The 11,474-nt window shown below is 42.7% G+C and carries 15 protein-coding genes; 13 read left to right on the top strand and 2 right to left on the bottom strand.

Going from position 1 to position 11,474, the window contains the following annotated elements; genetic code table 11:
- Positions 1 to 19: 19 nt before the first annotated feature.
- A complete protein-coding gene (locus B5G00_RS11795; protein ID WP_002578494.1) occupies positions 20 to 259 on the bottom strand; it encodes a helix-turn-helix domain-containing protein in 240 nt (79 codons plus the stop codon).
- A gap of 120 nt (positions 260 to 379) precedes the next feature.
- Between B5G00_RS11795 and B5G00_RS11790 the strand changes: the two genes are divergently transcribed.
- The 6 genes from B5G00_RS11790 (at position 380) to B5G00_RS11760 (ending at position 4,779) form a co-directional block, all read left to right on the top strand.
- A complete protein-coding gene (locus B5G00_RS11790; protein WP_002578495.1) occupies positions 380 to 817 on the top strand; it encodes a hypothetical protein in 438 nt (145 codons plus the stop codon).
- A gap of 136 nt (positions 818 to 953) precedes the next feature.
- Positions 954 to 1,547, top strand: a complete 594-nt coding sequence (locus B5G00_RS11785; protein ID WP_002578496.1) for a type IV toxin-antitoxin system AbiEi family antitoxin domain-containing protein — start codon at positions 954 to 956, stop codon at positions 1,545 to 1,547.
- A complete protein-coding gene (locus tag B5G00_RS11780) occupies positions 1,544 to 2,398 on the top strand; it encodes a nucleotidyl transferase AbiEii/AbiGii toxin family protein (protein WP_002578497.1) in 855 nt (284 codons plus the stop codon). Before B5G00_RS11785 ends, B5G00_RS11780 begins: the two co-directional genes overlap by 4 nt.
- Positions 2,395 to 2,727: a hypothetical protein gene (locus B5G00_RS11775; protein ID WP_002578498.1), complete on the top strand. Its 333-nt coding sequence runs from the start codon at positions 2,395 to 2,397 to the stop codon at positions 2,725 to 2,727. The genes B5G00_RS11780 and B5G00_RS11775 overlap by 4 nt, the downstream gene beginning before the upstream one ends.
- Before the next feature lie 55 nt (positions 2,728 to 2,782).
- Positions 2,783 to 4,198: a relaxase/mobilization nuclease domain-containing protein gene (locus B5G00_RS11770; protein ID WP_002578499.1), complete on the top strand. Its 1,416-nt coding sequence runs from the start codon at positions 2,783 to 2,785 to the stop codon at positions 4,196 to 4,198.
- A 284-nt stretch (positions 4,199 to 4,482) separates the two neighbouring features.
- A complete protein-coding gene (locus B5G00_RS11760) occupies positions 4,483 to 4,779 on the top strand; it encodes a hypothetical protein (protein WP_002576327.1) in 297 nt (98 codons plus the stop codon).
- 80 nt (positions 4,780 to 4,859) lie between these two features.
- Here the strand turns inward: B5G00_RS11760 and B5G00_RS11755 are convergent, their stop codons facing one another.
- On the bottom strand, positions 4,860 to 5,213 hold the full coding sequence (locus B5G00_RS11755; protein ID WP_002576326.1) for a helix-turn-helix domain-containing protein: 354 nt from the start codon (positions 5,211 to 5,213) through the stop codon (positions 4,860 to 4,862).
- 165 nt (positions 5,214 to 5,378) lie between these two features.
- Here B5G00_RS11755 and B5G00_RS19625 point away from each other — a divergent pair, with 165 nt between their 5' ends.
- The 7 genes from B5G00_RS19625 (at position 5,379) to B5G00_RS11715 (ending at position 11,411) form a co-directional block, all read left to right on the top strand.
- Positions 5,379 to 5,576, top strand: coding sequence for a helix-turn-helix domain-containing protein (locus tag B5G00_RS19625; protein ID WP_009246557.1), 198 nt, complete (start codon positions 5,379 to 5,381; stop codon positions 5,574 to 5,576).
- Positions 5,566 to 6,180, top strand: a complete 615-nt coding sequence (gene bcrR / locus B5G00_RS11745) for a bacitracin resistance transcriptional activator BcrR (RefSeq protein ID WP_002576325.1) — start codon at positions 5,566 to 5,568, stop codon at positions 6,178 to 6,180. Before B5G00_RS19625 ends, bcrR begins: the two co-directional genes overlap by 11 nt.
- Before the next feature lie 180 nt (positions 6,181 to 6,360).
- On the top strand, positions 6,361 to 7,278 hold the full coding sequence (bcrA, locus tag B5G00_RS11740) for a bacitracin ABC transporter ATP-binding protein BcrA (protein ID WP_002576324.1): 918 nt from the start codon (positions 6,361 to 6,363) through the stop codon (positions 7,276 to 7,278).
- On the top strand, positions 7,271 to 8,020 hold the full coding sequence (locus B5G00_RS11735) for an ABC transporter permease (RefSeq protein ID WP_002576323.1): 750 nt from the start codon (positions 7,271 to 7,273) through the stop codon (positions 8,018 to 8,020). The genes bcrA and B5G00_RS11735 overlap by 8 nt, the downstream gene beginning before the upstream one ends.
- Complete coding sequence (gene bcrD, locus B5G00_RS11730) at positions 8,020 to 8,847, top strand: bacitracin resistance undecaprenyl-diphosphatase BcrD (RefSeq protein ID WP_002576322.1); 828 nt, start codon at positions 8,020 to 8,022, stop codon at positions 8,845 to 8,847. The genes B5G00_RS11735 and bcrD overlap by 1 nt, the downstream gene beginning before the upstream one ends.
- Before the next feature lie 291 nt (positions 8,848 to 9,138).
- On the top strand, positions 9,139 to 9,834 hold the full coding sequence (locus tag B5G00_RS11720) for a hypothetical protein (RefSeq protein ID WP_140403153.1): 696 nt from the start codon (positions 9,139 to 9,141) through the stop codon (positions 9,832 to 9,834).
- A gap of 2 nt (positions 9,835 to 9,836) precedes the next feature.
- The gene (locus tag B5G00_RS11715; RefSeq protein WP_087272990.1) at positions 9,837 to 11,411 is read left to right on the top strand and encodes a WYL domain-containing protein; all 1,575 of its coding nucleotides are present in this window, start codon (positions 9,837 to 9,839) and stop codon (positions 11,409 to 11,411) included.
- Positions 11,412 to 11,474: the final 63 nt, after the last annotated feature.

Below are 11,474 nucleotides of genomic sequence, written 5' to 3'. Positions count from 1 at the left end.
ACGAATTTCGTCGGAGGTTTTATGGTTCTAGGTTATCTTCTTGAAAAAGCGGCGATGCAAAAAAGGTATCTATCCCAATCCCCATTCCTTGGCACATCTCATGAATGATCCGTAGCTTAACCGAATCATACGAGCAGTTGATGACATTTCCAATCGTAGACTTGGGAACACCGCTTTTCATATACAGTTGATATTGTGTCATTTTTCTTTCATCTAGTAATTCTAACAGACGTTTGCTTACCGCCTCGTTTAGCTTCATTCTATACACCGCCCCTGTGACTGTACTATATTTAGTATATGGGCAGTTTTGCTAAAATTGGTCCCTGTACCTGTACTAATAGAGCTATTTGCAGTATGATGGTAATAGGGGTGCCATCGTATGAACGTAACTTTTTGTGGCCATTCGCAAATCACAAAGGCAGACAATATTGCGAATTGGCTTCGCAATGTAACACAAGACCTAATTGAGCAAGGAGCAACAACTTTTTATCTTGGAGGATATGGAGAGTTCGACAGTTTAGCAGCGTCTATTTTACGGGAACAAAAGAAAAAGTATCCGCAAATCGAGCTGGTTCTTGTATTGGCATATTTGAACACTGGCCGGGATGTTTCTGGCTATGACAGTACCGTGTATCCACCGCTGGAAAACGTACCGCGCCGTTTTTCGATTTCTCATAGAAATCGCTGGATGGTAGAGTCCGCCGATGTAGTGGTGGCCTATGTTCTCCATGATTGGGGCGGAGCAGCCACAACGTTACGGTGTGCCAAACAGAAAAAGAAGCAGATTATTTCATATCGTGATGAAATGGGCAGCTGAGGTTGTCTATTTTGCTGCCACTTCATATTTCCAAAACTGTTGAACGTTAAGCTGTCGGTAAAATTATGCCGAATTTTCATCACTTTACTTTTGAACTAATATTGCTTATAATATTAGTGTGAAAGGAAGTGGTACGGTGGGACAATTTGAACAGCTGGATCAGCTGCTGGAAACACAGGATGGGATGCTGCGAACAGCTCAAGTAGTATCTGCTGGTATTTCTAAGCCTGTTTTTTATGATTATGTGCACTCACGGGAATTGGAGCGGGTCGCGCATGGAATTTATCTTTCCAAGGATGCCTGGGTCGATGCCATGTACTTACTTCATCTGCGGGTCGAACAGGCAGTGTTTTCCCATGAGACAGCTTTATTTTTTCACGATCTGACAGACCGCGAGCCGCTGGAATATACGGTCACAGTCAAGACCGGATATAATCCCTCCAAGCTGAAAGCAGAGGGCGTACAGGTATTCACCATTAAGGCGGAACTGCATGGGGTGGGCCTGACAACGGCTCAGACACCATTTGGGCATACAGTTCCTGTCTATGACCTGGAGCGCACCATCTGCGACCTGCTCCGCAGCAGGAACAACATGGAGATGCAGACTTTTCAAGGGGCATTAAAGATGTATGCCAGAAGAAAAGACAAAGACCTGCGGACATTGATGCGGTATGCCGGTATGTTCCGGGTAGAAAAAATTCTGCGGCAGTATTTGGAGGTGCTTTTATGATAAAAACAGCAAGGCAGTTGAAGGATCTGATCCGCAATCTTTCCAGAAAAAAATCTGCGGACGCCCAGCTCTTGATGCGGAACTACATGATGGAGCGTTTTCTGGAGCGTATCTCCCTTTCTGAATATCGTGACAAATTTATTCTGAAAGGCGGTATGCTGGTAGCGGCTATGGTTGGTCTGGATGCCCGTTCCACGATGGATTTGGACGCTACTGTAAAAGGAGCCAATGTCAATGTGGAGGACATAGAGAATTTGATTTCCGCTATTGTGAGTGTCCCGCTTGATGATGGCGTCAAATTCCAGCTGAAAAGTATTTCGGAGATTATGGATGAGGCGGAATATCCGGGGATTCGCGTAAATATGACTACAACCTTTGACGGTGTGGTGACGCCTTTGAAGATTGACATTTCCACAGGGGATGCCATTACCCCCAGGGAGATCCGCTACTCTTTCAAGCTGATGCTGGAAGATCGCTCCATTGATATTTGGGCGTACAATCTGGAAACGGTTCTGGCCGAAAAGCTGGAAACGATCATTACCAGAACTACCACCAACACCCGCATGAGAGATTTCTATGACATTTATATTCTGGAACAGCTGCATGGGAATACATTGGACCCTCAGATTCTCCATGATGCGCTGCGGGCCACTGCTCACAAACGCGGGACAGAACGACATCTTGCAGAAGCTGCCGAAGTTTTTGAGGAAGTGGAGAACAGCTCGGTTATGCAGAAACTTTGGGAATCGTACCGCAAAAAATTTTCCTATGCGGCAGATCTGGAGTGGAACATCATCATGGGGGCGGTGCGCAGTTTATACGCTCTCAGTGAAAAGGAATCGAGCCTATGAAGAAGCACGGCCATTATTGTAAAGTCTGCGGAGAATATAAGGCTAATGAAAAATTTTCCGGCAAAGGTCATGCGGCGCACGTCTGTAAATCCTGTGCTTCTTTGCCGCCGGAGAAGCAAGCGGAGCAAATGACAATAAACCGCTTGCTGAATCTCCCATGGAGATTATCAAAGGAGCAGATTTCCTGGCTGAAGAACCGAATGAAAGATAAGCGCCGGGAAGTTCGTGCGCTGGCAAAAGAACAATACGAGATGAGGTTTCCTCCGAAGCGGTTAGAGGACATCGAGGACAATTTTGATTTTCTCGATGAGGACGATTTAATAGAATAACAAAAGCGGTCTGCACCATGCAGGCCGTTTCTTTTTTGGAAAGGAGGTCTCCCTTATGGCAACCACACGCATCATGCCGCTGCATATCGGCAAGGGTCGGACTGAGAGCCGTGCCATCAGCGATATTATTGACTATGTGGCAAATCCCCAAAAGACCGACAACGGAAAATTGATTACCAGCTATGGATGTGACAGCCGCACTGCTGATGCAGAGTTTCTGTTGGCAAAGCGGCAGTATATTGCCGCCACCGGACGAGTGCGCGGTACAGATGATGTGATCGCCTACCATGTGCGCCAGTCGTTCAGGCCCGGAGAGATCACACCGGAGGAAGCCAACCGGCTGGGCATAGAATTTGCCAGGCGGTTCACCAAAGGCAATCATTCCTTTGTGGTCTGCACCCACATCGACAAATCGCATATTCATAATCACATCATCTGGTCGGCGGTCAATATGGATTGTGACCGGAAGTTCCGTAACTTTTGGGGAAGCACCAGAGCTGTTCGACGTTTAAGTGACACCATTTGTATCGAGAACGGACTATCCATTGTGGAGAACCCCAAGCCCCACGGAAAAAGCTACAACAAGTGGCTGGGCGAACAAGCCAAGCCCTCCCATCGGGAACAGCTACGGGTGATGATTGACCGGGCGCTGGAGCAAAAGCCAGCAGACTTTGACACACTTCTGCAACTGCTTTCCGAGATGGGCTGCGAGGTATCTCGGCGCGGGAAAGCAATCCGCCTTAAAGCTCCCGGCTGGAAGAATGTAGCCCGTATGGATGACAAGCTGGGAGCCGGGTACAGCGAAACAGAAATCCGTGCGGTGCTGGCTGGAGAAAAGCAGCACACGCCCCGCAAGAAATCCACCGTGCAGCCGGAGCCACCCAAGGTCAATTTGCTGGTGGATATTCAGGCAAAATTGCAGGCCGGGAAAGGTGCTGGATATGCACGCTGGGCCAAGGTTTTTAACTTAAAACAGATGGCGCAGACCGTGAATTTTCTTACCGAACATCACCTACTGGACTATACAGAGCTGGAAGAAAAAGCGGTGGCGGCTACCGCCCATCACAATGAGCTGTCAGCGCAGATTAAGGCGACGGAGAAACGCATGGCAGAGATCGCCGTCCTGCGTACCCATATCGTTAATTATGCCAAGACCCGCGAGACCTATGTTGCCTATCGCAAGGCCGGTTATTCCCGAAAATTTCGGGAGGAACATGAGCAAGAAATTCTGCTCCATCAGGCGGCAAAAAATGCCTTTGATGAGATGGGAGTGAAGAAGCTGCCCAAGGTCAAAGACCTGCAATCTGAGTATGCCAAACTGCTGGAGGAAAAGAAGAAAACCTACGCCGAGTACCGGCGTTCCCGTGAGGAAATGCGGGAACTTTTGACGGCAAAGGCCAATGTGGATCGGCTGCTGAAAATGGATGAGGAACAGAAAAAAGAACAAGAAAAAGACCACGGCCAGCGGTAAGCCGGTCATGGTCATAAGCGTCCATCGGACGCGTAGCCGCAGAATGAAATTCTGCGTTCAAAGGGGCTTGGGGGCGCTGCCCTCAACAAGCAAAGCAGAGGGGGAAATCACGTCAGGATTTTTCCCTCTGTGGGCCGAGTGTATTAACACCGGCATTGCTTGCCACTTTTGTTCGCAAACAATATCCGTATCCTTTACACGATGATTTACTTTTATTATCATAGTCGTAATAAGTATATAAACTACTTACATATAAGCACCTAAAATATGAAAGGGCTGATAAAATGATGACCTTTGAAAAGGTTTTAGAAGTATTCAACGATTACCTAAATAAAGATAGTGTTTTGGAGGTGGTGAACACTAAGCGAGGATACACCGTTATGATTTGGGATGAAAAAGATGAGCAATGGTTTGGTGTGGAACATTGCAAAGCCCCCGAGCTTTTACGGGATGCCTTACTTGATGGCTATCGTGATTTTTTAGAGCAACAACTTACTCATAACCGCAGGAGTTTAACCGAAACAGAAATCTTAGATATTCAAAACCGATGTGAACAGCTTTATGATTTGTGTGGAGAATAAAAAAATAACCTAAAAAGTGCGATAGCCTGTGTAGGTGTCGCACTTTTTTCAGTTGGCTTGGCTTACGAAAACAGCGTTAATTATTCCGCAGTTTCTCTTGCCTTTTTCAAGCCTTGAGCCGTAGCTTCCATCACGATAAGCTCCTTTTCTTCCATATCATTCAACAGTACATCAACTTGTTTGCGGCGATTGTTGTCGCCATCTTCATTGCATGGAAAAAAGAACTGGTCTACAGAGATGTCAAGCAAGGTAGTAATGAGATAAAATTTGTTAAGCCTTGGGTGCTGCCCCCTGTTCTCTATATACATAATAGAGCGTGGCGTAAGGTCTACCAGTTGGGCAAGATATTCCTGTGTCCACCCTTTTGCTTCCCGAGCTTTTTTTATCGCTATACCTAACGGCTTAAAATCAAGTTTTCTTTCATCTTGGTACATTTTAATATCATCCTATATCATTGTACATTTCGGGTGATGATATTTGAACGAAGTATGATTTTATGTTTAGTAGTGTATAATTTCGTATTAGTGGAGAGAAACTTGCTATTATTCGTCATTCCGTATATAATAATTATATACTCTTTGCGAAAGGAAGTTGATATTATGAATTACATTTCTGTGAAAGCCGCTTCTGAAAAATGGGGCATATCGGAAAGACGGATACAAAAATTATGTGAGGAAAATCGCATTGACGGAACTGAAAAATTTGGTCGTGCATGGATGATACCAAAAGATGCAGAAAAACCCGTTGATGGACGTATGAAAACAAGGAACAAACAGGAGGAGAATCATGGAATTTAATGAAAAGCTACAACAGCTTAGGACTGGAAAGAACTTAACGCAGGAACAACTTGCGGAGCAATTATATGTATCAAGAACAGCCATTTCAAAATGGGAAAGCGGCAAGGGTTACCCTAACATTGAGTCGCTCAAGTGTATTTCTAAATTCTTTTCTGTGACCATAGATGAACTGCTATCGGGCGAAGAACTGATTACACTTGCCGAAACTGAAAATCGTTCCAACTTGAAAAAAATTTACAGTTTCATTTATGGAATATTAGATATGATGGCGGTTACTTTTATACTTTTGCCGTTGTATGGTAACCTTGTTGACGGATATATTTATTCTGTCAATCTACTTTCATTTACAGACACTACCCCAATATATCTTGCAATCTATTGGATTGTTTTTATTGTTTTGATTGCACTTGGGATAGCGAAACTGATGTGTGTTTGTTTTGAAAAGGAATCATGGAGCAACATAATCACAAAATGCTCTCTCGTGCTGAGTACGCTTTTTATCTGCTTCTTCGCTGCGGCAAGACAACCCTATGTAACCGCCCTTATGTTTCTGCTATTTGTTGCTAAAATATTTGTCTGGATAAAGCAAACCCAAACAAAGTAAAATGCCATAAACCCTTTAAAATAGGCTCTGACACGATAAGTGTCGGAGCTTTTTTCGTGCTGACATCTATTGTGTCGGCATTGTGACGGTAGATTTCTTGGCTTCTATGCAATACTCGTGGATAATAAGATTGTGGTCAGCGAAAACAAGAACAGCAACCCACGGAAAGGAGAATCAAATATGGATTATATCATTGAAACAGAAAATCTTACGAAGCGATACGGAACAGCCACCGTTGTCGATAAGGTAAATCTTCATGTGCCAAAGGGCAAAATTTATGGTTTGCTCGGCAGAAACGGAGCAGGCAAAACCACAGCAATGAAAATGATGTTGCAGCTTGCTTTCCCAACGGAGGGAACGGTACGCTTGTTTGGCACAAACTATAAGGAAAATATCCATACCCTTTATAGCAAAGTAGGCTCTATTATCGAAACACCGGGATTTTACAGTAATTTAACAGGGTATGAGAATTTGCAAATTCTCGCTAAACTGCGAGGGGGAGTATCTAAAAGTGGAGTAGAAAAAGCTCTTGAAGTTGTGGGGCTGCATAAGGAGAAAAGAAAAGTCTTTTCCGATTATTCCCTCGGAATGAAGCAACGGCTTGGTATTGCCGCCGCCATTATGCACGAGCCGGAGCTTTTAATACTTGACGAACCGATTAACGGACTTGACCCCATTGGAATAGTTGAAATACGCTCATTTTTATCTGAACTTAGTCACAATCATGGCATTACCATTTTTATCTCAAGCCATGTTTTAAGCGAGATTGAACAGATAGCAGATATTATCGGCGTTATGCACGAGGGGCATTTAGTAGAGGAAGTGAATATATCCGAGCTTCACAAAAGGAATCGAAAATACATTCAATTTGATTTATCTGACAGTGAGATAGCCGGAAAGATTTTAGAAAACCACTACCACATGACGGATTTTACAGTGCAGGACGGTACGGTGAGAATTTATGACTTTAGCCAAAGTGTTGGAGAAATCAATCGAGAATTTGCACGAAATGGACTGCTCGTGACAAGGATAAATGATAGTGAGGAAAACTTAGAGGACTACTTTTCTAAACTGATTGGAGGTGGCGGTATTGCTTAATCTTATTTCTTGTGAATTATTAAAACTAAAGCGTTCAAAAATGGTGCTAATTAGTGTGGCAGGGGTATTATCTACCCCACTTTTGATGTTAATAGAAGCCTTGCAAACACATTTTGATAAGCCGGAGATTATCTTTACCTTGTCTGACATATACAGCGACAGTGTACTGTATATCATGCTGCTGGTAAACATTATGATATATGTGGCAATTGCAGCTTACTTGTTTAGCAGAGAGTACACAGAAAGCACCCTCAAAACCATATTGCCCATACCCATTTCAAGGACAAAACTATTAATTGGAAAATTTTGCACCCTGCTTCTTTGGATTGTTATGCTAACCCTTGTAACATGGGCAGGTATATTTATCGTTTGTGGGCTATATGACGCTGTCTTTACATTGGAGGGATATAGCTTACTAGTGGCAATAGTATGGCTCCCCAAGTTTTTGTTTGGCAGTATCCTGATGTTTTTAACAGTTTCTCCTTTTGTGTTTGTTGCTATGAAAACAAAAGGATTTGTCGCCCCGATGATTGGCTCTGCCGTGATTGTCATGGGAAGTGCCGCACTTTCAAATCAAGAATGGGGAGCGTTGTATCCGTGGACAGCCACCTATTTCTTGGTGCAGGGTAAACTTCAGAGTACCGGCTATCCTACACTGCTGTCTGTATCTATTATTATTCTTGTATCAGCAGTTGGTTTTCTTATGACCTTTCATCATTTTAAAAAGGAGGATTTGAAATAATGGTACTTGATTTTATAGAAATTTTAAAAGTTATTTTTCTTGGAATTGTTGAGGGTATTACTGAGTGGCTACCTATCAGCAGCACAGGACATATGATTCTTGTGGACGAATTTATCACACTTAATATGAGCGAAGCATTTAAAGAAATGTTTTTTGTTGTTATTCAACTTGGAGCTATACTCGCAGTGGTTGTAATGTTTTGGAACAAGATGTTTCCCTTTCAATTTAAGAACAAAGCACAGTCAATTGTTAAAAAGGATACTTTCTCGTTGTGGTTCAAGGTTGCGGTAGCTTGTGTACCGTCAGCTATTATGGGGATTCTATTTGATGATTATTTGGATGCTTACCTCCAAACCCCCATTGTGATTTCAATCATGTTAATCTTTTATGGTTTGTTATTCATTCTCATAGAAAATTGGAATAAAAAGCGTACTCCTACTACTATGGCACTTTCTGACATCAGCTATAAAACAGCAATCTTGATAGGGGCATTTCAAGTGTTATCACTTATACCCGGCACATCACGGTCGGGAGCAACGATTATAGGTGCTTTACTCATAGGAGTTTCACGAGTGGCAGCAGCAGAGTTTACTTTTTTCCTCGCAGTACCTACTATGCTTGGAGCAAGTGCTTTTAAGCTGTTAAAATTCGGGTTTGAATTTACAAGTGCAGAACTGCTCGCTCTTGTTCTCGGTATGGCTGTGGCATTTGCGGTATCTGTCTTAGTAATTAAATTCCTAATGAACTTTATCAAAAAACATGATTTTAAGGTGTTTGGTTGGTATCGAATTGTGCTTGGTATACTTGTTGTACTTATAAAATCTTAATAATGCGTTTTCTTTGTGCGCGAATAAAAATGCCAGTTGGTCCTTAAGATCAGCTGGCATTTTTGTTTCTGGGGATGGAAAACAACCCAGAGATTCTCGTTGTCGATCTCCTCCTGATTTTAGTTTGCATGGTGAATTTTGCAAATTGAATCTACAGGAGGTTAATAATGGGATTTAATTATGGATATGAGAAAAAGAAGTTTGATAGTAGATGGAAGCGTTTAGAAGTTGAGTATTGTGATGCAGGGATGAGCGAAGAACAGATCGGAGCTACTGGATCTCTGTAATGAAGTGAGTGCTGAAACCGCCAGCGTATATATGGAAATAGGAAATGATGCAAAGCGATTACATACACAATTGGATCAATGTGTAGAAAAACTCGATTCTGCTAAAAAGAGAATGCAACAAGATATGGAAAATATCTGGGAAGATTTAGCTAATGCACAAACATTAGAAGATATTGAAAATGTCCAAAGTTGCATTGCTATGGTAATGAACTATCGAATGGCTACTCGTGATTTGCAGGATTTTGAAGAACTTAATACAGCCTTAGATAATTTTGTATCAGATATTAATGTTTTGAAGGAAGCTGTGAATGATAGAAATTTATTACAGAAAGAAATTGCTTCATTAAGAAATAAATACTCTAATGCAGAATTAGATTTTGATGTTAATGCAGTTCTTGAAGATGTTATTTCGAGTGCAGAAAATGCAATCGATACAAAGGATCATGTATGGAGAACTCAGTATCTTACTTTAGGAAACCAGACAAGAGAAGAAATACATATATGGAAGGATAACACCCGAATTTTACCAGCATTTTTAAAACAAGAAACAATAGAAGCTGTTGAGAAAATGAAAGTAGAAGCCGACCAAATTGTAAGTAAAGCAATGATTGAAGATGTGGTTTTCTATTTTAAGAAATTAAATCCAGAAGAGAGAACTCGCTGTTTAGCATTGTTAATGAGTAATAACGAGGAATGTTAAATATGAGAATCTTAATGCTTGGCAATAGTTTTACTTTTGCAAACAACATGCCAGAAACCCTGGCCAACTTAATAGATGGCGAAGTGGTCCAGCATACCCGCGGTGGAGCACGTCTGGCCGAGCAGTTGAATCCTGACACCAAGATGGGAGGAATGACACAGGCAGCGCTGCAGAATGAAAAGTGGGATTATGTGATTCTTCAGGAGATGAGCAACGGCCCGATCACTTCCAGGGAAAGCTTCCTGAATAACACGGCACTGTTGTGTGAGCAGATTCGTGCTAATGGTGCAGTTCCGGTTTTGTATGCTACTTGGGCCTACAAAAGGGGAGGCAAGCAGTTGGAATCTTTTGGTATGGATTATGATGAAATGTATCAGAAGATGTATGATGCTTATCATGAGGCTGCCAATCAGAACGAAGCATTGATTGCGGATATAGGCAAGCGCTTCTATGAGGAAGCTGATAAGCAGGATATCTTTGCTGAGGATGGCTGCCATCCAAATGAGCTTGGTTCCAGGCTTGCAGCGCAGGTGATTGCTGATGTTATCTTAGCTGATCAGGCAACCAAAACAGAAATAGTGATTGAACCAAAGGCAGAGGACAACGATACAAGACTTCGAATCCTGTATCTTTATCAGATGCTTCTGACCCAGACCGATGAGGATCATACCCTGTCTACAAAGCAGATCACTGACCGTATGATGGAGCAGCACAATATTCTTGTGCATAGAACCACCGTGCCAAAGGATATTGATTTGCTTCGTGCAGCTGGTTTTGAAATTATTGGAGAGCGTAAGCGTGCCTGGGAATACTACCTGGCAGACCGCAAGTTCTCTGTGCCGGAGTTAAAGCTCTTGATCGATGCGGTACAGTCTTCAAAGTTCATTACAGAAAAGAAGAGTGAGAGTCTGATTGAAAAACTGATCTCTTTGACCAGCGAGACCAACGCAGATAAGTTAAAGAGATCTGTGCATATCACTGGTCGTGTGAAGTCAGAGAATGAAAAGGGCTATTACATAGTGGATGCCATCAATGAGGCTATCAATGCCGGCGTGAAGATTTCCTTCTATTATTTTGAACTCAATGGTAAGAAGAAGGAAGTGCTCAGGAACGATGGGAAACCATATACAGTCAGTCCATTTGATCTGATCTGGGATGGCGACTATTATTATCTGACCGGTTACTGTGATGAGAGGGAGGCTGTTCGCACCTATCGAGTAGACCGCATCAAGAAGCAACCTGAGTTGCTGAAGGAGAAGGCTGTTAAGAAGCCAAAGGGCTATGATGTATCCAAATATACAACAGAAGTCTTCCGAATGTTCTCTACTGATGAAGCAGTTGACGTGACCTTGCTCTGTGACAACCGCTGTATGAAGTCTGTGGTAGATAAGTTCGGTATGAAGATCAAGACTCGCAGTGTTGGGGAGGAGCAGTTCCGGATAACGGTTAAGGTCTGTGCAGGTCCTACATTTTATCGCTGGGTATTTGGAGCCGGTGGGAAAATCGTGATCGAGAGTCCAATTGAAACACGTAATGAATATAGAGAAATGCTTCAAAAGGCACTTAATCAACTATAGAAAGTAGGAGAAAATTAGAGAAGTATCTAGATATTAGGCATGTGCCTTCGCATATCTGAAAGA

The sequence above is a fragment of the Blautia sp. An46 genome (assembly GCF_002161645.1).
Taxonomy (GTDB): Bacteria; Bacillota; Clostridia; order Lachnospirales; family Lachnospiraceae; genus Blautia; species Blautia ornithocaccae.
Note: the sequence above shows the minus strand (reverse complement) of the source record. Positions and strands in the feature narration are given on the sequence as shown.